General features: G+C 62.4%; 14 protein-coding genes. 9 read left to right on the top strand and 5 right to left on the bottom strand.

Annotated elements, in window-relative coordinates:
• The first annotated feature begins 65 nt into the window (after positions 1-65).
• From ACSMXN_RS21960 to ACSMXN_RS21945, 4 genes are all read left to right on the top strand, one after another.
• Positions 66-1,748 carry a PucR family transcriptional regulator gene (locus ACSMXN_RS21960; protein ID WP_035944275.1) on the top strand — a complete coding sequence of 561 codons (1,683 nt, stop codon included), beginning with the start codon at positions 66-68 and terminating at the stop codon, positions 1,746-1,748.
• A gap of 142 nt (positions 1,749-1,890) precedes the next feature.
• Positions 1,891-2,820: a serine hydrolase gene (locus tag ACSMXN_RS21955; protein WP_022914398.1), complete on the top strand. Its 930-nt coding sequence runs from the start codon at positions 1,891-1,893 to the stop codon at positions 2,818-2,820.
• A 211-nt stretch (positions 2,821-3,031) separates the two neighbouring features.
• Positions 3,032-4,660, top strand: a complete 1,629-nt coding sequence (locus ACSMXN_RS21950; RefSeq protein WP_022914399.1) for a CocE/NonD family hydrolase — start codon at positions 3,032-3,034, stop codon at positions 4,658-4,660.
• Positions 4,657-6,384 (top strand): CocE/NonD family hydrolase, encoded by a 1,728-nt coding sequence (locus ACSMXN_RS21945; protein ID WP_022914400.1) that lies wholly within the window; start codon positions 4,657-4,659, stop codon positions 6,382-6,384. Before ACSMXN_RS21950 ends, ACSMXN_RS21945 begins: the two co-directional genes overlap by 4 nt.
• Positions 6,385-6,633: 249 nt before the next feature.
• Here the strand turns inward: ACSMXN_RS21945 and ACSMXN_RS21940 are convergent, their stop codons facing one another.
• Positions 6,634-8,154, bottom strand: a complete 1,521-nt coding sequence (locus ACSMXN_RS21940; protein WP_455407791.1) for an amidohydrolase family protein — start codon at positions 8,152-8,154, stop codon at positions 6,634-6,636.
• Positions 8,155-9,276: 1,122 nt separating this feature from the next.
• Here ACSMXN_RS21940 and ACSMXN_RS21935 point away from each other — a divergent pair.
• Entirely contained in the window at positions 9,277-10,680 is a 1,404-nt protein-coding gene (locus ACSMXN_RS21935; RefSeq protein ID WP_022914403.1) for a serine hydrolase domain-containing protein, read from the top strand.
• Positions 10,681-11,501: 821 nt separating this feature from the next.
• Positions 11,502-11,723, top strand: coding sequence for a hypothetical protein (locus tag ACSMXN_RS21930; protein WP_155958460.1), 222 nt, complete (start codon positions 11,502-11,504; stop codon positions 11,721-11,723).
• Positions 11,724-11,794: 71 nt separating this feature from the next.
• On the opposite strand, the gene ACSMXN_RS21925 is transcribed toward ACSMXN_RS21930, so the two are convergent.
• From ACSMXN_RS21925 to ACSMXN_RS21915, 3 genes are all read right to left on the bottom strand, one after another.
• Positions 11,795-13,165: an L-serine ammonia-lyase gene (locus ACSMXN_RS21925; RefSeq protein ID WP_022914406.1), complete on the bottom strand. Its 1,371-nt coding sequence runs from the start codon at positions 13,163-13,165 to the stop codon at positions 11,795-11,797.
• A gap of 11 nt (positions 13,166-13,176) precedes the next feature.
• A complete protein-coding gene (locus ACSMXN_RS21920) occupies positions 13,177-13,617 on the bottom strand; it encodes a hypothetical protein (protein ID WP_022914407.1) in 441 nt (146 codons plus the stop codon).
• Positions 13,618-14,984: 1,367 nt separating this feature from the next.
• A complete protein-coding gene (locus tag ACSMXN_RS21915) occupies positions 14,985-17,219 on the bottom strand; it encodes a transketolase-like TK C-terminal-containing protein (RefSeq protein ID WP_081649392.1) in 2,235 nt (744 codons plus the stop codon).
• 548 nt (positions 17,220-17,767) lie between these two features.
• On the opposite strand from ACSMXN_RS21915, the gene ACSMXN_RS21910 reads away from it, so the two are divergent.
• Positions 17,768-18,469, top strand: coding sequence for an ANTAR domain-containing protein (locus tag ACSMXN_RS21910; RefSeq protein WP_022915803.1), 702 nt, complete (start codon positions 17,768-17,770; stop codon positions 18,467-18,469).
• Between the two features lie 68 nt (positions 18,470-18,537).
• Here ACSMXN_RS21910 and ACSMXN_RS21905 read toward each other — a convergent pair whose 3' ends face one another.
• Positions 18,538-19,968 carry a helix-turn-helix transcriptional regulator gene (locus ACSMXN_RS21905; protein ID WP_022915802.1) on the bottom strand — a complete coding sequence of 477 codons (1,431 nt, stop codon included), beginning with the start codon at positions 19,966-19,968 and terminating at the stop codon, positions 18,538-18,540.
• 185 nt (positions 19,969-20,153) lie between these two features.
• Between ACSMXN_RS21905 and aceA the strand changes: the two genes are divergently transcribed.
• Both aceA and aceB read left to right on the top strand, forming a co-directional pair.
• Complete coding sequence (gene aceA / locus ACSMXN_RS21900) at positions 20,154-21,518, top strand: isocitrate lyase (protein WP_022915801.1); 1,365 nt, start codon at positions 20,154-20,156, stop codon at positions 21,516-21,518.
• Between the two features lie 2 nt (positions 21,519-21,520).
• Positions 21,521-23,167: a malate synthase A gene (gene aceB / locus ACSMXN_RS21895; protein WP_022915800.1), complete on the top strand. Its 1,647-nt coding sequence runs from the start codon at positions 21,521-21,523 to the stop codon at positions 23,165-23,167.
• Positions 23,168-23,472 lie beyond the last annotated feature (305 nt).

The following is a 23,472-nucleotide window of genomic DNA, read 5'->3' as shown; positions in this document are numbered from 1 at the left end:
TCGTTCTCGTGTGAACGAATGACGTAGTGTCAGCATCCTGGGCTTATGGTCTAGGGGTGTTCGTGATGTCAAACGCGAGGCCTCGCGCCAGTCTGCGTCGGTTGTTGGACGATCTCGGATCGATTCTCCTCGAACTCGTCCATGGCGAGGCTGACCCTGACATCGAGATCAGCGGAGTGGTGATCCACGATCCGCTGGATGAACCGGAGCTTGCGCGTGGAGCCCTAGTGCTCGGCGTTGGCGTCGACGGTGACGCCGCAACCACGCAGTTGCTTGAAGCCATCGGCAGGCAGGGTGCGGCGGCACTGGTCTTGCGAGCGCCCGTGTCGACGAGCCAGAGCGTCGCTCAGGCGGCGGAGAGGTCTGGCGTCCCCGTCGTATCGCTCACTCGCGGAGCGTCCTGGGTTCAGCTCGCCTCTATGGCGCGCTCTGCACTTGTCGATGAGGCGCCCGCAGACGTGGACGCAGAGACCCTCGGAGGAATACCGTCCGGCGATTTGTTCGCCCTGGCCAATGCTATTACCGCGCTTGTCGATGCCCCCATCACCATCGAGGACCGAAATTCGCGTGTGCTCGCATATTCTGGCCGGCAGGACGAGGCCGATCAAGGACGGATTGAGACCGTCCTCGGGCGACATGTGCCGGAACGGTTCACCCAGATGCAGGCCAGTCTCGGTGTGTTCCGCGACCTTTACCGTAGCGATACGCCGATCTGGCAGGATCCGCTGACGTCGGACCAACTGCCCCGTGTCGCCATAGCCGTACGTGCCGGTGACGAGGTGCTTGGATCCATTTGGGTTGCCGTGCGTGAGTCGCTCGACGCAGACCGAACTACGGCTCTCTGCGACGCCGCAAAACTAACTGCGCTCCACATGCTCCGCATTCGAGCGGGCTCCGACGTGCAGCGCCGTTTACGGGCGGACTTGCTGAGTACGGCGCTCGAAGGCGGACCCGGAGCACGAGAAGCCCTAAGCCGCCTCGGACTGGCGAATCAAGCCATGATCGTGCTCGCCCTAGCCATCCCGGAATCGCACAGGGACGCCACGGCCGTGCGCCCCAGTGCCCGAATCGAAGCGGATCGTCAGAGGTTGAGCGACGCCTTCGCCATGCACCTTGCTGCGATGCAGCCCCATAGTGCTACGGCGTTGATCGGACATGTCGCTTATGGGCTACTGCCGATGAACCAGGATTATCGAGATCCAGAAGAACGAGCGAGCCGGATCGCGAACGAATTCCTTGACCGCACGATCCGCTACGGCGACGCGGTGATTGGTATCAGCCCGGTCGCACAGGGAGTCTCGGAGTTGTCGAGCGCCCGCATGAACGTTGACAGATGTGTGCGCGTACTTTGCGCGCGCCGCGGCAGGGGCGGCGATCGATCTGCACAACTGAGCGATGTGCACGTCGAAGCGCTGATGATGGAGTTAAGCGATCTCGCCGCAGCGCGCGGCGACCGCCCCACAGGGCCCGTCGCGCGACTAGTTGCATACGACGCAGAGCACCACAGCCAACTCGTTGACACGTTGCGCTCGTGGTTGGAGTGGTTCGGCGACATCAATGCAGCATCGAAGGCTCTATCTGTTCACGCGAATACATTTCGCTACCGACTGCGCCGTGCGTCCGAGGTAGGAGGCATCGATTTAGATGACCCGGATTCGCGGTTCGCCGCCATGGTGCAACTGCGGATTTTGAATGAGTCCGCGGATCAGGTGGGCGGCGCGGAATTGCCTCAACCGAGCAGCTCGTGACGAGCGCCATGAGTCGACCTGCCTCGTTCGTCCAGCTCACCGATAACTCGACCCTCGGTTCGTCGGAATACGCGAAATGCTAAGGGCTGGGCTCGCCGAAACTTCTACATGGTTAACACTGCCGCGAGGAAGGAAGTCGAACGTGACGGGCCTGGATCAGCAGACATCGGCCATTTCAAACATCAAAGAGGAAGCCAGCAAAATCGGAGCGCGAGTCTTCGCGCACGCTATTGACATCGACACAGGCGTCGACGCGGGCATCGACGCAGAGCATCCAGTCGTAACCGCTTCAGTCTTCAAAGTTCCGGTGCTTGCCGAATACGTTCGCCAGGTTTCGATCGGAGATCTTGACCCGCGTACACGGATTGTGGTGAAGGCCGCGGATGCTACGCCTGGCCCGACCGGTCTCTCGGTGTTCAACGATGATGCGGATTGGTCGCTTCGCGACATCGCGACCTCGATGATCACGGTGAGCGACAACACGGCGACTGACATCGTCTGCAGACTCGTAGGCATCGATCGTGTCAATGCCCTTATGGAGTCGCTCGGTCTTTCTGGCACCAAGCTCGTCGGCGATTGCGTCGATACTTTCGCCAGCATCAACAAGGATCTCGACCTTCCGATGTCTACGCCTGACGAGGATCTAGAGCAGGTCATGCGCGCCAATGCGGAGCGGGTGCCGTCTATGGCCATATGCACGCCTAGCGCGACCAACCGGACGACGCCGCGAGACGCGACACGGCTGCTGGAGCTGCTCTGGACCGATAAGGTTGCATCACCAGATGCGTGCGCCCAGGCTCGCGCGATACTTGGCAAGCAGGTCTGGACGCACCGCCTCAGCTCGGGCTTTCCTGACGACGCAATTCGCGTGAGTGGCAAGACAGGTACGATCGGCATCGTTCGCAACGAAATTGGAGTTGTCGAGTATCCTGACGGACGGCGCTACGCGGTCGCGATCTTTGTCCGAACCGGCGAGATGCTTTACCGTAATCCGGCCGCCGACCGATTGATTGGCACTGCCGCTCGACTCCTCGTCGATCGACTTTCACTTGCTGCTCACACGCTGAAGTAGCAACATGGCGTGTCGTCGCTGCCTGGCGTCGCGCTGGATCGCCTGAGTATCGAGCGAGTCATGTCGTGCCGGCCTTACTGCCGCCCTGGCTCGAAGGCGTCGGCCATCGTGCAGATCGGTGAGCTGGGTCCGAATCAAAATGCGGGGCAGTCAGCCAAAAGTGGAGGCGTGAGTGCAGGTATCGAGAACGCTTTGGAACCGTCGAGTGCCGATGCGGGATGGCACAGAGTTAGCCGCCGACGTCAAATTGCCGGCAGGTGACGGGCCATTCCCGACCATCGTCACGCGTACGCCGTACATGCGCGGACGTTTGACGGCTCAGACGTCCTGGGGCCGGCTCGTTGACTACGGATTCGCATACGTGGCGGTCGACGTCCGCGGTCGAGGAGACTCCGAGGGAGACTTCGCTCCGTTCATCGAGGACTCAAGCGACGGCTTCGATACCGTTGAGTGGGCAGCGGAGCAAATCTGGAGCGACGGCAAGGTGGGGATGGTAGGTGTCAGTTACGACGCTTTGACGCAATGGTGGACCGTAAAGGCCAAGCCGCCTCACCTTAGATGCATTGCGCCCATGGCGATGGGTGCGGCAAAGATCGGCCCCCGGCCGGGTGCGGACACGGGGGTACCAGCGCTCTTCTGGATGTGGTGGTTCAACATGGTCTCGGGGCGCACGATGCAGAATCCGATGGCTGCGTCGTGGGAGTCGAATTTACTCCGCCTCCCGTTACGGACACTGCATGAGGAAATCGGTGTGGCCAAGAAGTTCTGGCCGCTATACGTTCAGGGTCGGATCGACTGGCTGAGCGATGACTTCGTGCTGTCTGACGATGACTGGATCAATGTTGACATCCCTGTCCTAGTAGCACTCGGGTGGTGGGATGACCAAAACACAGTTCAAAACTGGCTAGCGTTGCGCCGGAGCCGAGCGGCGGCGAGCGCGCGGCTCCTAATCGGCCCTTGGGACCACCCAGGCAACATCGCCCCACGGCCGGAGTTCGGCGGGCTCGACGTCTCTGAATCGATCGAAGACAACCTCTCCTACGTTGCAGGATTTATGGCGGAACACCTCAAGGCTCAGCGACCTCCGGAGTCCAAGAAAGTTCCCGTTTGTCGCATATTTCGGACCGGTCGTATGCGATGGGAGGAGACGCTCGACTGGCCCGCGCCGACCACCAAGCCGCATTCCTGGTATCTGGCCAGCGACGGCAGCGCAGAAGGACTGTCAGGCAACGGACTTCTAGCTCAAACGCCCCCGACCCGTTGTGGGGCAGACGCTTTCACATATGACCCGGAAGATCCGCCGCGCGCCTTTTCGAATCTCAACTCGACGACATGGGGCGACCCACCACTTGACAGCCGCTACTGGATGCGCCGTGCGGACGTCTTGGTTTATACGAGCTCGGAGCTCGTGCAGCCGATAAATGTGAGCGGACTGGCCGAGTTCGACGGCTACGTCGCAATCGATGCGCCAGATACTGACATCGGCGTCACCCTGTATGACGTCTGCCCCGATGGCCGGGCAATCCTGGTGAGTGGAGACGTTCCGCAGGCCGTCCTGCGCTTAAGCCACCGAGAGGGTTACCATCAAAAACCGATGTCACCCGGCGACGTGGTCCGGGTCCGAATTCCTATTACGTGGCTGCACCACACCTTCCTTGCCGGTCATCGAATCGCGATGTCAATTTCGCCAGCCGGCATGCCAACCTTCGCGCGCAATCTGAATGGCGGTGAGTCGTGGGCCGACGCAATTCGCGCCAGCGTCGTGCGCATAAGCATCCACCGAGGTCCGAAACATCGGTCTCAGCTAGTTTTGCCCGTCGAAGGTGACGCATTGGTATGAAGTTCCTGGATACACACGATATTCGCTCTCGATTCGATGAGCGAATTACGATGTGCGACGGTATCGAGCTGTCTGCGGACATTTATCGCCCGGCCAAGACGGGGGAGTACCCGGTTCTCCTTACCCGGACGCCCTACGACAACAACCGACTAGCGCGACCGGCCCGCACGGGTCAGGCGCCTGTAGCTCCTTCCGAACGGTACAAGCGACTCGCCGCATGCGGCTTCATCGTGATCGCGTGCGACGTACGGGGTCGCGGCGACTCAGACGGCGTCTTTGTGCCCTTCGTAAACGAGGCTCAGGACGGCCAAGCCGTTCTCGATTGGGCGAGCGCACAACCTGAAGCTAACGGCCAAATTAACACATTTGGAAGCGGCTATAGCGGCTTTACCGCGCTGTCCAATGCCAATCATCCGGCGGTCTCTCGCATAGCTGTTTCCTCGCCGTTCGGTGCGGGAGAAGGTATGCCGGCACGCGGAGGGGCGATTAGGTTGGATTGGCTCTTCTGGCAGCACCTCGTCGGAGGTCGGACCGTTCAACCGGCCGACGTACCGTCGTGGACGGACGTGTTCATGTCTCGCCCGGTTTCACGGATGGATGACGTGCTCGGGCGCGCCGACATACCATGGGTTGAGTGGCTTGAGCACGTGAATCCAAACGACCATTTCTGGTCATCGCTTGACATTTCGTCGACTCTAAAAGAGGCCAGCGCCCCCAGCCTATTCATATCCGGCTGGTGGGACCCTGGTCTTGCTCCCACGCTTCGCTACTGGTCACTTATGCGCAGCGCACCGGCCGGAGGCCGTCATAGGATTGTCGTCGGACCATGGGATGCAGATGCGGTCCGGCGACCGCGTGCCGACGTTGGGGGTGTGCAGTGGGGCCCAAGAGCGGCCATAGATCCTGATGAGGTGCTAATCGACTGGTTCACTCCAATCGACGGGGAGGGTTCCCAGCCAGGTTCGACCTCAATCTTCATCACCGGCCGCAATGCCTGGACGGATATCGATGGATGCCGAAGTTCTGAGGCCCCGGCGGTTCGCTGGCTGTCGTCTGAAGGGCGCGCGAATACGCGGCGGGGAGACGGAAAACTCAAATCAGCGCCTGTTACGAATGAGCCACCTGATCAGTTCATATACAACCCCGACGAACCGGTCCCGTGGCAGCCAAACGCTGGTTCGTTTGCCCGGCTGGGCGTTGAGGCATTCACGCTCGATACCTCGTTTGCTCTCAGCCGTGATGACGTACTGGTTTACACATCTGAGCCGCTGGTCGAGCCGATGCTCATATGTGGCCGCCCAGAGGTTGTGCTTTGGGCGGAAACGGACGCGAAAGACGCCGACTGGATAGTCTCGATGGAGGACGTGTTTGCTGGAGACATCCAGTCAATCCATCTCGCGCATGGCGTCGTTCGCGCGCAGACGCAAGCGACCTTCGCTCCCAACATCCCTCATCGGTACGAGATTAGGCTCACCCCCGTTGCTCATGAGCTTCTGCCGAACCATGCCGTGCGACTCACTGTAACCTCGAGCTTGTTTCCCCTTTATGCCGTCAATCTCGGCGGCGAACACTATACGGAGGAGTTGTATCCGCGGCTGGCTCGCCAGGTCGTTCTCCACGATCGAGTCCACCGGAGCAGCCTTACGTTGCCGTCGATCAGTCATACGACTGAACGAGGACCGCGACGATGGCAAGATGGTTCGGCGTCCGACGGGTGGCTATGAGCGCTCGATCGAAAGCCAGTCACGAGGCTTGAAGCGAGACTCTCGAACCGCACCCGATGCGGGCCCTCCGGCATCGGCCGTCGCGCGTCATAGAGTCGAACCTGTCAGGCGAACTCACACTGGAGACGATCCGGTTCCGGAAGTGCACATGCAATGCGACCATCCGCAAATGCCCGAGCGCAGTGCTGCCGCTGGCTAGGTCTGCTACCGGCTATCACCATCGACCGGCGACTCGTACGGAGCGCATCCTCATCGACCTGGCTCCCCTCGGATCGCGCGACCGGAAAGCGAGTCTATTTGTAGGGCGCCATCTCGAACGACAAATTCACCACCTACTAGAAGGTGTCGCACGCCGATTGACGGTCTTGTTGGATTGCGGTAAGTCGCTGCATCCGTGACGCTCGACGGATCCAACACGACGAGGTCGGCATCCGCGCCGACTCCAAGATGACCTTTACGACGCATTACGGGCGCAACCTCATCCAGTATCCGCGAGGGAAGGTATGCGCAACGGCGGAAGGCTTCGGACCACGTCCAAACGCCAGCCTCGCGCACCATCATCCGAAGCGTCTTAGCAAACGTTCCCGCCGTGCGCGGATGGGTGCCGCCGGCGGGCGGCAGTGGCCACTCACGTGAGTCGATAACGTTGCCCCTCCACAAAATCGGCATGGCGTCGCTAGCGACAATAGCGTCGGGAAAAGCTATGGACCGCTGGACGAGCTCTTGATCATGAGTGTCGTTCTCGTCGAGGAACTCAACGATGCACTCGGCGCCAGGAGTTGTGGTCCGAACCTCACGGAGACGCTCGAGATCTGCGATGCGTTCGCCAGTTTCCACCAACACGATATTCCGCGGCGCGAGTCCCCAAACGCCGAGACGCTCAGGCGCCAAGAAGTACGCGCCCACGCCGGTGCTCCCCGCTCCATACGGATACGTCTCGACGGTCACGCGCGACCCCGAAGCTTGAGATCGTTCTAGAGTCGCCAATACTCGATCGAGGTGCCTACGCGAGGTGCTGTTCACGTGACAGTGATGCATCGCCGCCCCCGTCTCCGCAGCGGCCATGACGATCTCGTCACAGCCGTCGATCGGTGTCGTAGGGTCAGCCTCGACGAGTTCGCGTACGTGCGTATACGTGGGGACGTTCGCATGTGCCGCCAGCCGTGCGACCTGCAGGAATTCGTTCGGCTCAGTGCGAGGTGCGTACCCAAGGAGAACGCCGATACCGAGGGCACCATCTGAAAGCTCACGGTCAAGCAACGACAGCCACTTCGTGAGCTCAGCCTGCGAAGATGTTCGCTGCCAACGCGGATCTCCTAATATGGCCAGACCCGTCATGACCTGAGCGTCGGGTTCGACTCCTAGAAGCACTTGGCTGCGGGCTGCACTCCACGATGCCGAGAACCCGTAATTCAACGGCCGCCCGTCGCGAGCCGCTTCAGCGTACGCACGCCGTACGGGCATTAGCCCGGCCTCGAGGTCGAACGCCGTGGTCACTCCGTCCATAGCTTGGAGCCGATGGCCGGCGATCGAATGCACATGGCTATGCAGATCCACGAACCCCGGCCCGACGACGAGTCCAGTTACATCGATGACGATGGCGCCGCTGGGGACCGGCACCTTCGGAGCAACGGCCGCCACGGATCCGTCGCGCACTAAGACATCGGCGTGTGTATCTAATCCCGTACCTGGATCGACAACGCGCCCTCCGATCAAGAGGATAAGCATTGCCTCAGCCTTCCAGGGGAATGCGAGCGCTGGGAGGGACAGATCGACGAACCGACGCTCCAGGTTCAGTTCGAGCTAACAACTCCGCGGACGGTTTTGCCCGAGCAGACGATCCACGAGTGTCGCCTGAGGGATAGGACCTCTGGGGTGTGCCGGTGCCGAACCGGGCGCGAGCGCCTTTGGAGGCGGTACGTGTGACCGTCGCGATTGGAGACGCATGACGGCCGGTGCACGGTTTGCGACAGGTCGTCACACCCGTTGATCCATCAACGCGGCTGCGATGCTTCGAATTCGATCGGGTCAATTGGGTTGAGGCGTCGAGGCTGGTGGCCGCGGTTCGATCTTGTATCGACCGCGATGGGTAGTAGGACGGGCCGCCGTCGCTGCCGGTAGGAGGTTGAGTTGGAGCAGGAAGAAGAAGGCGTCCGCGGTTGCCTTCTGGATGACCGAGTCAAACTTGGCCTCTGGAGCAGGTCATCTGGTATCGACAGCGATTGCCGCGGCTTGCGTGATTCGAGCAGTTGGCTGGGTTCCCTGCGGAACATTCGCTGACCCTGCCCGCAGCGGTGGCAGCCGCTAGTGGCATGACCGCGGTTCGAAGTTTTCCATAGGGATGCTGATCAACTAGTGAACGCTTCTGTTGGCCAGACGCACTACCCTGCAGAGGCAGGGCTCCTTCATCGGTGCCGTGTCCGCCGGAGCGTCCGTTGACTCGGTCGGCAGCAAAGTCGCGGCTGGAACCAGTCGCAATGATCAGGAGCGCCGCTGCGACAACTCCATCCGGTTCAACCCGAGTGGCTCGTCGTTTGATCCAGCGTTCCCTGTACGGCGGCCTGCCGGGCGACCCACAACATCCCGGCCGTACTCTCTTCGAACGGTCTTGGTGCGCCGACACCAACCCCGGCGTGGGCGGCCAAGCGATCCGTCGTGTTCCAGATCCGTGGCATACCCATCGGCGCTCGATCCGATGTTGCCGTACGCCACTAAGCGAGACAGGGAAAGCTGTCAAGATTTCCAGGCGCCGACGCCAGTTGGACCGCTATGTTCACCTTCAGTGGCTAGCTTCGGTGGCGTGCCAAACCCGTTGACTCGGGTTCGGGGGCGTTCGCAAATACCCTGCGTCGACAACCGGTGGACGCGCGCTGGCAGGCATGGAGGTACGTGATGTCCGACCAACTTAGCCGGCCAATCCAATCCAATCACTGGCAGCGAAGACTCGATTACCTTGCCAAAAAGTACGACGTACCCGGCGCCACTTTGGGCATTCTGCGCGTTAACCAAAATTACGACGACGTTGCCGTCGTGGCATACGGGCGGTTAAGTCGAAAGACGGGTATCCGTACGACGCCCGACTCACTCTTTCAGATCGGGTCCATCACGAAGCTGTGGACGGCGACACTGGCTATGCAGCTCGTCGACCAAGGCCAGCTTCACCTCGACGAGCCCCTCGTGGAGGTCATGCCTGAACTTGAACTCGCCGATCCGGCGGTGACAAAGCAGTTGACAATGCGGCATTTGTTGACGCACACCAGTGGGATCGACGGTGATGGTTTCACCGAAACCGGGCGTGGTGACGACTGCTTGGAAAGATACGTGGCCTCGCTCGCCGGAGCAAGCCTGACGCACCCGTTAGGTGCGACGCTTTCTTACTGCAACGCAGGTTTCAGCCTCGCTGGCCGCGTGATCGAACGCCTTACCGGATCGACATGGGACGAGGCGCTCGAGGAACGCCTGATACGACCTCTCGGTCTGGAGAACACCGTCACACTTGCCGAGCACGCAATTCTGCATCGTGCCGCGGTTGGTCATCTCCAGAGGAGCGAAGGGATAGCGGTACCAGCAAAACACTGGACCTTCCCGCGTTCGACAGGTCCGGCTGGGCTTATTTGCGCTTCAGTCAATGATGTGCTGACGTTTGCCCGCCTCCAACTGACCGGTGGCCTTGCAGCAAATGGAGCGCGCATACTTGAAACAGAATCGACGAGCGCGATGATTAATCAAGCAGTCCCTGTACCAGATACGACTTATGATGCGTCATTGGGACTTGGTTGGCAGCAGTATGATTGGAACGGCCGGCTGGTAGTTGGTCACGACGGAATGACAATTGGTCAACAGGCTTATCTTCGGGTGGTGCCGGACGCGAATTTCGCGGTTGCCCTCTTAACCAACCGAAGTCTGTCCGAGAACTTGTATGAGGCGCTCTTTCGCGAGATCTTCGCCGAGGAGACTGATGTCATAATGCCTAGCCCGCTTACGCCACCGGCAGACGATTTTATCGTCGATGCGAGCAGTCACGTAGGACGCTATGAGCGTGCAAGCGTTCGCTATGACGTCCGTCAGGTCGACGGTCATCTTCAGATGGAATTGACAATGACCGGCCCGCACGTGGCCTGGGGTATGCAGGACGCACCGCGGATTTTTGATCTCGTTCCCTACGACCAGAGTGGCAACGTGTTCGTTTTCGCCTACCCACCGGTAAACGTGTACGTCGGAGTGGTGTTCTATAGGCTGCCAACGGGTGAGTCGTACATGCATTCCGGCTTGCGTGCGACGCCGAAGACGGCGTGATTCGCCGTATCCATGCCGGGCCGCCGAAGGTCCTCTCAGGGCAGAGATCCAGTTGTTGTCCTAACCCCGCCCGAGGCCGCGGCGCTGAGGGCAATCCTGAGCGTGCGGCCGAGTTAGGTGGAGATCCGACGGGTCCTTGCACGCGCGCCCGTATCCAGAAATATGTGTGCGCCGAGCGCGAATGATGCTCGGCGCTCTAGGCGCGTGCCTTCTAGCAGCGACAATCGAGTCATACCCACGTGGTTGCCCTCAAGCCGAGCGCGCCGCCAGAATGTGCCCTCGAGCCCGCGCTCGCCTGGCCGGTCGAGAACTTTCGGGAATCCGCTGGCGTCGGCGAAAACCGCGGGTCGTGATGTCGACCGGCTGCTGGAGCTCGCGATTTCCCACTCATATTTACACTCATATTTAATGGGGCACAGTTCGTGCAGGTGCTGTAGAAGCGTTGCGACGCGCTGCCCGTAGCAGTCGGTCCACGTCGGTGTCGTGGCCTCGCCGCACGGTCGCCTTCGCGACGCGACCGCCTCGAGCGCTGCCCGCAGTCCGGTGCGTGGGCCGAACGCTAATGGACAGCCTCCTTGCCGTGTCTGCGACGCTCGATATGTTCCGACCCAGACCGCGCCGTGTGCACGATCGTGAAAGTACCGCACGTCGCCAGCCTGTGCGTTCTCAGCGATGAACAGGGTGACGTCGAGACCACCGTCACGCGGGGCGAGTGCCAAGCACCGCGTCCGCTGTTGCCTCGCCGGTAAGCCAGGTGAACGGGCTGTCCGCACGGAACGGGTCGTCGGTGTCGTTTGCGCGCACACCTTCAGGGAGCCGGCGTGAACGACAACGGGGTACATCGCGGACAGCGCGGCGCGTCTACGCCCGGTGTACGGCGCTATGTCCAAATGCGCTGGATGCGGCGTCGGTGGCGCTCGATCTCAATTGCGCGAGAAGGCACGATGGCGGTGCTCAGCCGTAGGCAGGCCGTCCACGTCGACCTCGATTGCGAACAGATCCTCTTCTCGAATTTTCGGTCCTCGGTAGCGGCTGACTACTAGTCGGCTCAAGTGGGGCGAGCATGACCATGAAACGGGAGGTCCGCCTGCCGATCACACACCGGCGGCCATGTTCAACATTCGATGACGTTGACGGCGAGTCCGCCGCGGGCGGTCTCCTTGTACTTAATTTTCATGTCCGCGCCGGTCTCGCGCATCGTCTTGATTACGTTGTCGAGGCTGACGATGTGCTGCCCATCGCCCCGCAAGGCGATCCGAGCCGCGTTTATCGCCTTCACGGCGGCCATCGCGTTGCGCTCGATGCAGGGCACCTGGACGAGCCCGCCGACCGGGTCACACGTCAGGCCGAGGTTGTGCTCCATGCCGATCTCGGCCGCGTTCTCGGCTTGACGCGGCGTGCCACCGAGCACCTCGCACAGCGCGCCGGCCGCCATCGAGCAGGCCGACCCGACCTCGCCCTGGCAGCCGACCTCAGCGCCCGAGATCGAGGCGTTCTCCTTGTACAACACGCCGATCGCACTGGCTGCCAGCAGAAACCGCACGACCCCGTCGTCCGACGCGCCTGGCACGAACCGCACGTAGTAGTGCAGCACCGCAGGGAGGATGCCGGCCGCGCCATTGGTCGGCGCGGTCACCACCCGTCCACCGCCCGCGTTTTCCTCGTTCACGGCCAGCGCGAAGAGGTTGACCCAGTCCATCACCCGTAACGGATCGGTCGAGTACGTCTCGGCGCACAGGTTCCGGTACAGTTCGGGCGCGCGGCGGCGTACCTTCAACCCGCCGGGCAGGGTTCCTTCGTGCGAGTAGCCGTTGGTGACGCACTGCTGCATCACCGACCAGATCGTCAGCAGCCGTTCGCGCACCTCGGACTCGGGCCGCCACGCCGTCTCATTCGCAAGCATCACCCCGCTGATCGGCAGCCCCGATTCGCGACAGCGCAACAACAGGTCGTTGCCGGACAGGAACGGGTAGCTCAGCACGGTGTCATCGGTCTTGACTCGGTCGGCGCCGGCCGCGGCCTCGTCCACCACGAACCCGCCGCCGACTGAGTAGTACGTGCGCTCGCGCACGCACGAGCCGCTAGCCGAGTACGCGAAGAACCGCATGCCATTGGGATGGAACGGCAGGCTCGTGCGCCGGTGCAGGACGAGGTCGTCCGCGGTCAGCCTGACCGGATATTTGCCGAGCAGTACGACCTGCTCGCTCTCGTGCACCACGGCGGCTCGCTGGCCAGCCGTCGCCGTGTCGACTGTCTCGGGACGCTCGCCTTCGAGCCCGAGGATGACCGCCCGGTCGCTGCCGTGGCCGTGGCCGGTCGCACCGAGTGAGCCGAACAACTCGACCCGCAACCGGGTCACCTCCTCGATCAGCCCTTCCTCGGCAATACCCTCGGCGAACGTGCGCGCAGCTCGCATCGGTCCCACCGTGTGGGACGACGACGGTCCGATGCCGATCGAGAACAGGTCGAACACGCTGATGGCCACGGTGGATGCCCTCACGCGGCCGGGCGAGCGGGGCCGCGCCGACGTGCTCCGCGTCCTCGGCGAATTGGTAGGAAGAACACCGTCCAATCCAGGACCACCTTGCCGCACTGTCCGCCGCGGGCCGTCGCGAATCCCTCGGCCCACCTGCTCGCCGGAAACCGGCGAGGGATGACGTGTGAGACGTCGAGGCCGGCGGCGAGCGTCGGCGACATCGCGTACCAGGTGTCGAACAGGTCCCGCCCGTAGAGGTTCTCGATCGTGATCATGTGCGTCACGACCTTGCCCCAGTCGATCTGGATCCGTTCGGACGGCAGGCCGAACATCGCGATCCGGCCGCCGTGGTTGAGGTTCGGAGAGATGCCGAAAAACCCTCGACCATGCCCAACTTCTTTTGCGCCGGTGCCACGAATTCGGTCGACGCGTCCAGGGTGAGGTCGATACGCATCGAGCATGCGAGATCCAATCGGTAGGGGGAGACGTAGGTGATCACGACGACAGTCCAAATGCGGCGCCAGCACGGGTGACGGACTGCCACACCTCGGGGGGGGGGGGGGGGGGGGGGGGGGGGGGGGGGGGGGGGGGGGGGGGGGGGGGGGGAGACTCTGGCTGCGGTTCTAACAGCGCGATCTGAAGTAAAACACTGGTACTTGGCGGTCACATTGTTCGAATGTCCGAACGGAGTGTTCAAATTTTGGTTGACTTGATGGTGTGGGCTTGCCATAAGTGATCGTTTGTCGCCATGGCGGACCGCGTCGTCGTTGGTATTCCTGTAACCACCAAGACGGAGCCTGCGGTCTCCGACGTATCCCAGGGCGCCGCCGTTTCGGCTCGCAGATCCCGCCCGTTCGAAATCACGAGCCGCTTCACAACTACCGCGGCGCCACCGCAGGTCCAGGCGCAGTATCTCCATCTATTCCACCGCGCCCTTGGCCCCGACTGAGGGCACGCGCTACCGCCATTACGTGTCTGAGGGCTGCGGCTCTAGGTGACGCGATGGCGCTCTCGCGCGCCACGCGGTACCGAGACGGCATGTTCAGTGTCGCGATTTGGCCGCGGCACCGCAGCAATCATTGGTGACCGGCATTGCGAAAGACCGTGGGCCTACTTCGGAAATATGGCCGATCAGTCGACACTCTTGACGTTCAGTACGACATCGTTCGCGACATTGGGATAAACATCGAGGGTGTCGCCGTGACTGCTCGTGAGGCAAAATGTAACCGGTCATCCCTGCCACCGCATGTGCTGGCGATTCTTCAAATCTCAGCGCATGCGGAGTTTTCAGCGCGGTTGACGCAGTCGTCGCGGTTCGTACTTTCGCTGTTTGATGCCGATTTGGCACGACGTGGTTCGTCTTCGTACGCATCTCGAGCCCGGCTCGCCTACCGGGCGCATACGCGCTTTGTCCTTCCGCCTCGGTGTGCAACGGAATGACAAATCCAAGGCGTCTCGACCCTAAGCGGGTGCTCATCAGTTTTGCTTGCGCGGCGAGGTCCACACGGGACAACTTCGCGGCATGCAGATGAACGTCACGCCGTTCCGGCCGCCGGCAAACCGACCTGCTCCAGCGGTGCTTCGGCCCTGCGCTGGGTCGATTGGTTCCCCCACTACTGGCTGCTCGAGGTCAATGGCGACCTTGGCCCGATCGAGCTGGAGCACGGCCGAGACGGGATAGACGACGACCCGAGTTTCTGGACATCGCTGCACGTCAAGTCACCCGTGGAGGAATCGAACGATTGACTGTAAGGATTCCGTGCAAGAGGTCCTTGGTGTCAAGCGTCGAGGTTGTTGGACAGGCCTTCTGAAGGCGTCGCAGGGGTGATCAGTCGACAAGGTCTAGCGCGACCCCGATAACGGATTCGGCGTCCAGGCCGAAGTGCCGGTACATGTCGTCGATATCACCCGACTGACCAAATGCAGTGACACCAAGATGAGTGGCCGGGACCTGGTTGATGCCGGCCAGGAACGCCAGGGTGTGCGGATGCCCGTCGAGAAGTGTCACCATCGGTGCTGCGCGGCTGCTACCGAACACGGTGTTCAGCACCCAGTCTTCAGCCGCGCCAAGCCCTCGCCTGCTTTGCATGGCCCGAAAGAGTAAGTCGGGACTTGTGATGCACAGGACGTCTGTCGCGAACCCGAGCTTCGTGAGGCGCCCCGCTGCATCCAGAGCCTCCGTAACGACGGCGCCCATAGCGCAAATCGTCAGGTCTGGGCGATGGCTGCTTCGCAACACATATGCGCCAGCGATGACGTGTCGCCTGCGCCGTTCCCGCGCCGCAGTATCGCTGGGTACGGCGGCAAGGGCCTGGTTAACGGGGCGGGTGGACAGCCTAAGGTAACCCGATTGCCCATCGGGCTTCCCGAGCTGGCCGAGCATTGAGAGTAAGATCCATTCGGTGTCGACCGCAAACGCGGGCTCATACGAAACGCAGCCGGGCTGTTCGAGCCCGATCGACGGCGTCTTGATGGACTGGTGTGCGCCTCCCTCCGGCGCAAGACTGATGCCGGACGGCGTCCCCACTAGCACAGCTTGGCCGCCGGCGTAGATCCCGAAAGACCACGGTTCCAGTGCGCGCTCGACAAACGGATCATAAAGTACGCCGATCGGTAGGAGTGGTTCGCCCCATCGGCTCCAGGTCGCACCGAGCTCGCTGATCGCTCCGACGAGATTGACCTCGGAGATTCCGAGCTCAATGTGCTGCCCCGTGGGTCGCTCCCGCCAACGGATCGTCGTACCCTCGTCGTCGGCAAACCAGTCTTTGCGCTCGTGCGGCGACCATACGCCAACCCTGTTTACCCAGCCACCGAGGTTCGTGGTGGCGCTGACGTCTGGGCTGACCGTCACCACGCGCGCGCCAACGGTAGGCGCTGCTCGGCTGAGGTCGAGTAGCGCGCGGCCCAAAGCCGCCTGTGTGGTGGCGATGCCTGTCGGAGTGCGTCCTAGGTCGCACGGGACCGACGGTTCTATAGCGGACCGTGCGCCGGGATCCGTCCGCAACCGGTGGGCGACGACGCCGCAAAAGTCGGCCTCGGGGGTACCAGCCTGAAATCGCTGCCATGGCAGTTCGATGTCGGCGCCGACTCGATGAGCGAGCGCGCTCAGCTGATCCGCGGTCAACAGCGCTGAATGGTTCTGCGGATGGCCCTCAGTGGCCAAGCCGTGACCCTTGATGGTGTACGCGAAGATCACGGTCGGCCGGTGATCGTCGATTGCGTCGAACGCCCTACCGAGCGCCCTTAGGTCGTGACCGCCGAGATCGCGGACCGCAGCGAGTAGCTCCGACTCAGACAGGTGGTCGAGGAGCATGCGTGTCGGGTGTCGGGCACGGGCGGAGCCGACGAGGCGATTGCGAACCTCTGGCGCCTCGCAGCGCAGCAATCGTTGATACTCGGCGTTAGGCATTCCGTCGATCCGAGCGCGGAGGCCCTCTCCGCCAGGTTGGGCGAAAAGGTTCTCCAATCGGCCGCCGTACTTGACTGTGAGGACTTGCCAGCCAGCTGACGTGAACATGCCCTCCAGTCGCTGTGCACCAATACTCGGAACCACACGATCGAGAGATTGACGATTCAGGTCGACGATCCAGACCAACTCGCCAAACTCCGAGACCATTGGGTCGATGATCGCTTCCCAGCAAGCACCTTCGTCAAGCTCTGCGTCGCCAAGCAGTGAATACTGACGCCCGGTCCCCTCTGTGTCGAAATGGCTGGCGATATAGCGATGCGCGAGCGCCCCCCACACTGGCGCAGTCGCGCCGATGCCCACTGACCCCGTCGAGTAGTCGACCGGGTCGGGATCCTTCAGTCGGCTTGGATACGACTGCAGACCACCGAACTCCCGCAGTCGCGGCATATACGACTCGTCCAGGTTCCCGAGAAGATAGTTGATGGAATGGAGCACGGGCGACGCGTGCGGTTTGACCGAGACGCGGTCGCCGTTGCGCAGGTGGTTGAACCACAGTGATGTCATGATCGACACCATTGACGCGCACGACGCCTGATGACCACCGATCTTCAGTCCCGAGCGGCTCGGCCGATCCCGGTTAGCGTGATCGATCATCGCCGTCGACAGCCAAAGCAGCCGACCTTCGATAGCCCGAAGGACGCCGTATTTATCGGCGTCAGCAGGACCCAGGTCAGCAACGGCAGATGCTTCAACTATCGTCAAGAACACCCCTCACCCTCAACGGCAAACGAGAATGCGACACCGTAAGGACGGGCGCCATGGAATACGACGTCTGAGTTGGCGCAGGGCCGCGCTCTCGACGCCTGGCGTCAGCATGGCAGTAACGTCGACCGTCGTTGTGGGCCAATCGAACAAATAGTGGTGTCAACATTCGTCCCAGGCACCGGCATCATGTGCCCGGCGTGCCTAGTCAGTTCTCAAAACGCGATTTACGATCAAGCTCGTGCGGTCGCAGTTGGCGCGATCCTGCCGGGTGCGACGCGAGCGTGACCGCAGCGGCGCTCGGCGGCTGCCTGCTCGACGACGTCCGGCCGCTTGGACACGCCACTCCCCGCAGCCTTCGTGGTTCACGGAGCGGAAGACCAACTGGATCTTCCAGGTAAGACCGAGCACGCAGAACTCCTGAGCTGGCTAGTCGGCGCATGATGCCCTATCGGGGTAGGGCTGACGACTTCGCCCGGACCATAGTGCGCCAGCCCAATCTGCCGGCGACGCTGAACACCACGGTTGCCCACGCGTCCCACACGATCCCCGGTGAGGACGAGGCTGCAATCACCATCAAACGTGGAAGGGGGACGTACGAGACCGTGGCGGTAACGGGAGACCTGCCCGGTCTGGTGGACACCATTCAGTATCAGACGGGGGAGGCCCGTGCGGCGACAGCTTGCGCGAGCACATCGTGGTTCACACCGACGATCCAGCAGCTGATGACCGGTAACCAGTTTCGGCTGGCTCGCCACTCGCGAACCGGGCTTACGAGCACGTTGTCCGACCCGCTGTACGTCGAGGATGAGGAGACGTTAGGTGCAGGAAGGTATTCGAAGAAACCGGCGGCGTTTACCACCACGAGCGTGCTTGTCCTCAACAGCCTGACCACTCAACGTGCGATCGTCGTAGCCAAAGCCAACGCCGAAGAGCGCAGTGAGCATCTTCATGCCGCGTTGCGAACCAACCGCACTATCGGCACCGCCGTCGGCATCCTGATGGCGACCTACAAAACGACGGAGCAGCAAGGGTCCGAGCTTCTGCGGATGGCGAGCCAGAACGACCACCGCGAGCTCCGTGACGTGGCTCAAGGCGTTGTCGAAACCGGAATGCTCGCGCTCGTACTCGATCCAAGATAGCGAGTACCGGAGCCTGACGAATCAGCGTAGCGGCGCGCGTCGAAGCTGAAAGGCCTTGCGGCGACGGGTTAGGACACAGCCGGCGGTCGGCCGCTGTTCTGTACTGGGTACGGGATGAAGGTGCCGCGGTCGGGGTCGATGTCCAGTCGGCGCCCGACGGGCGGGAAGGCCCGTTGCGGGCAGCCGGTCCGCTCGCATACTTTGCAACCAACCCCGATGGGGGTAGCGGCGTCGCGGTCGCGAGGGTTGAGTCCGGCGGAGTACACCAGCCGGCCTGCGTGCCGGATCTCGCACCCGAGCGCGACCGCGAACAGTTTGCCTGGCGCGCCGTACCGTTGCGGGCTTCGGAACACGGTGCGGGCCATCCAAAGGTAGCGCCGGCCGTCGGGCATTTCCGCGACCTGAGTGAGGAGCTTGCCGGGCGAGGCAAAGGCTTCATAGACGTTCCAGAGCGGACACGTTCCGCCGGCCCGGGAGAAGTGGAATGCCGTCGCTGACTGGCGTTGCGACATATTGCCGGCTCGGTCGACTCGGACGAACGCGAACGGCACCCCGCGTGCTCGGGGTCGCTGCAGGGTGCTCAACCGATGACAAGTGCTTTCGAAGCCCAGGTTGAAGTGCGCGGACAAACGCTCGATGTCATAACGGAAATCCTCGGCCGTGTCGCGGAAGATCGTGTATGGTAGCAACATTGCGGACGCCACGTAGTTCGCGAGTCCGATGCTCAGCAGCTCACTGGCTTGCGGATCCTCGAATGAGGTGCGACGCACCACCTCACCAATCTGGTCTGCGAACTCTAGATTCGCCAGTTGGTGCGCAAGTCGGAACACCTGTTGGCCCCATAACAGTTGCGGCGAGAGTCGGATAGTCTGGGTCGCCCGGTCATATCGGGCCAACTCGTTCGCGTCCGGGCTGGGGTCGTGCGCCACGATCACTCTGATGCCGTGCGCCTCGCGCAACCGTTCGACCAGCGCCTGGCGCTTCTCACCGTGGTTGAGCCCGATCTGATCGGCGTAATTCTCGGCCGCCTGATCGAGAACGTCGACGTAGTTGCTGTGGTCGTAGAAGAAATCGCGCACCTCCTCATGCGGCATTAGGGTTGCCCGTTCGGGCTCTTCCCGGGTCGCCGTCGCCAGTTGGTCGGCAAGAGACCGGTAGCGTCGGTGCAGCGCCAGCACGGCCTGCGCGACCGACGGATGACGAGACGCGACCTCGGCGATCTCTGCCTCCGCGGCGCCGGCGCTGACGTCGACATCGGACAGCGCGTCCCGCAACTCGGCCATCAACCGGATGGTGTCTTGAGGTGCGAAAAACCCGGCGTCCACTCCGTAAAGGTCGCTGATCCGTAGCAGCACCGGCACCGTGAGCGGGCGGGAGTTGTGCTCGATCTGGTTGAGGTAGCTGGCGGAGACATCGAGCTCGCGGGCCATTTCGGTTTGGCTGAGTCGGCGTTCAGTCCGTAGCTGGCGCACACGGGCACCAGCGAAGGTCTTCTCCATGTCTGGATATTACAAGAGCGGATTTCGCAGACTTAACAAATGCGGCCGACAAGATTTGCTGAATTTAACAAATTACGTCTCTAGCGGCGCAATGACTGGCTTGGCCAGAGTGTCACCGGGATGTTCATCTCTTTGCAAGGATGCCAATTTAGCCACTGACGGTGGCTCACTACCAAGGAGTCTGCATGACCGATCAGACGAATCCGGCACTTAGCCCCCTCAGCCAAACCGGCGGTTCCGATGGTGCAGCTGACGCGGTCAGCCCCACCACAGAGACCGAACGCGCGACGGCCGCTAGCGATCTGGCTGACAGTTGGCGTACGGATCCGCGCTGGGGTGGCGTCGAGCGTAGCTACGCCGCCACTGACGTCATCACCCTGCGCGGCCGAACTATTGAACGGCACACCCTGGCGACCCGCGGGGCCGAACGACTCTGGCAGTTGTTACACACCGAGGACTACGTGCACGCGCTCGGCGCGCTCACTGGCAACCAGGCGGTGCAGAGCGTCCGCGCCGGCCTTAAGGCGATCTACCTTTCCGGTTGGCAGGTTGCCGCGGACGCCAACCTCGCGGGGCAGACCTACCCGGATCAGAGCCTTTACCCGGCCAACTCAGTGCCTTCGGTTGTCCGGCGGATCAACAACGCGCTGCTGCGCGCTGATCAGATCAGCTGGTCCGAGGGCGTTGACGATGACATTGAATGGCTGGCCCCGATCGTGGCCGACGCCGAGGCAGGCTTCGGCGGCCCACTAAATGCGTTCGAACTGATGAAGTCGATGATCGCCGCCGGCGCCGCTGGAGTGCATTGGGAGGACCAGCTGGCGTCGGAGAAGAAATGCGGCCACCTTGGGGGCAAGGTACTGATCCCGACCGGGCAGCACATCCGTACCCTCAACGCAGCGCGGCTGGCCGCCGATGTGCTTGACGTGCCGACGGTCATCATTGCACGCACGGACGCCGAGGCGGCCACGCTGATCACCACCGACGTCGATGAACGTGACCGCAGATTCATCACCGGCGAACGCACGGCCGAGGGTTTCTACCGAGTGCACAACGGCATCGAGCCCTGCATCGCGCGTGGTCTGGCTTATGCCCCATATTCTGACCTGCTCTGGATGGAGACCTCGCTGCCTGACCTCGAGCTGGCGCGCACTTTCGCCGAAGCTATCAAGGCGGAGTATCCGGATCAGATGCTCAGCTATAACTGCTCTCCCTCGTTCAACTGGCGCCGGCATCTCGACGACTCGACGATCGCCAAGTTTCAGCGCGAACTGGGCCACATGGGCTACTCCTTTCAGTTCATCACTCTGGCTGGCTTCCATGCGCTGAACCACTCGATGTTCGACCTGGCCCGCGGCTACGCAGCCGACGGCATGCCCGCCTATGTCGAGCTTCAGGAGCGGGAGTTCGCGGCCGAAGCGTCCGGATATACCGCCACGAAGCACCAGCGTGAGGTCGGCACTGGATACTTTGACCTGGTGAGCACCGCTCTTAACCCGAACTCTGAGACGACAGCCCTGACGGGTTCGACCGAACATGCGCAGTTCTAGCCATGGCCACCACCTATAAGAGCACTGAGATGGACAGCAAAGTCATCGTGGTCGGGCCCGTCACGGCTGACTCGGCCCGTATCCTCACCCCAGAGGCACTCGCCTTCGTGGCAGCACTCGATAGCCGCTTTGCCGCGCGGCGAACCGACCTGCTCGGCGCGCGACGTCAGCGCGCGGCCTCGGTTGCCGCCGGGGCAAATCCCGACTTTGACCCGGAGACCGCGCCGATTCGCAACGATTCGTCCTGGCAGGTCGCCCCGCCCTCGCCCGGGCTGTCCGACCGAAGGGTCGAGATCACCGGACCGCCGGAGCGCCGAATGACCGTGAATGCGCTTAATTCGGGCGCCAAAGTGTGGCTGGCCGATTTCGAGGACGCGAACACCCCGACCTGGCAGAACCTTGTCACCGGGCAGGCTAACCTGCTCGACGCAATCTCCGGAACGCTGTCGTTCGACGCCCCAGGCGGCAAGCACTACGAGGTCGGCCCAGAGCCGGCCACCATCGTCGTCAGGCCCCGAGGCTGGCACCTAGTCGACAAGCACCTGCTGATCGACGGGCGCCCAGTGTCGGGCTCGATGCTCGACTTCGGACTCTACTTCTTCCATTGCGCACAACGACAGATAGCTAACGGCAGCGGACCATACTTCTATCTGCCGAAACTCGAGAGTGCGCTCGAGGCTCGGCTGTGGAACGAAGTGTTCCTCGCCGCACAGGACCTGCTCGGCGTTCCGCGAGGCACCATCCGAGCCACCGTCCTGATCGAGACGATCTATGCCGCGTTTAAAATGGAGGAGATACTCTACGAGCTACGTGACCACTCCGCCGGCTTAAACGCTGGACGCTGGGACTACCTATTCAGCATCATCAAGGCCTTCGCGTCTCGCGGCGCCGATTTTGTACTGCCCGACCGGGCCGCGGTCACCATGGCCGCACCCATGATGCAGGCTTACGCCGCACTGCTGGTGGACACCTGCCATCGCCGCGGCGCTCACGCTATCGGTGGCATGTCGGCATTCATCCCGAGCAAGGACGCGGCAGCCAACACCAAGGCCCTTGAGCAGGTGAGACTCGACAAGCTGCGGGAGGCCGACCTCGGATTCGACGGATCATGGGTCGCACATCCCGGCCTCGTCGACACCTGCCGCACCGTGTTCGACGAGGCACTCGGTGCCGCCCCTCACCAGATCACCGCACCCGATGACCCCGTATCGATCACCGCTTCCGACCTCTTGGCAGTATCCGCCACACCCGGGCAGGTCACCTTGGACGGCGTGCGGGCCAACATCGGCGTAGCCCTGCGCTACATCGCCGCCTGGCTCGCAGGCAACGGCGCGGTCGCGATCCACGGCCTGATGGAGGACGCCGCCACCGCCGAGATCTCCCGTTGCCAGATCTGGCAATGGCTCCACAACGCCACACCGATCGCCAGCAGTCCCGACGCAGCAACCGTCGATCGTCCATTGGTGCTCCGCTTACTCGACGACGAGGCCGCAGCGGCTGCGGCAGAGGCCCCGCCGGGCAACCGTGTCAAGGACGCCCGCACGGTCTTCGAGGCCGTCGCATTAGCCGACGAGCTGCCGCCTTACCTGACCAGCTGGGCCTACGCCCGTTACATAGTTACTCGTCCTTCGTGCGCGAAAGCCCCCTAGGGCCATGGCGAAACGAAGCTCCTAACCGAGGCGAGCTTCGTAGCGCCACTGCCGAGGCCGGCTACGCCGAACGGGCAAAGGCTCGGATTCGGCCGCGCAGCTGGAGATCGCAACGCTCGCCGAGGGACCCGGCAGAAGCAGAACAGACCGAGCTCGCCAGCTCCGTGTCGCCGCGCCCAGGATCGCCGCACCCGCCGAATCTGCTTGCGCGATCGTCCGCTCACCGGTTGGTTCTGGAGATGCCTCCGGCGGGCCGATGCCCCTGGATGGCCCACACGGTCTTCCGCAGCCTTAGCGTTTCGGTG

It is taken from the genome of Parajatrophihabitans canadensis, assembly GCF_053764775.1.
This window is presented reverse-complemented; position numbering and strand designations above follow the sequence as displayed.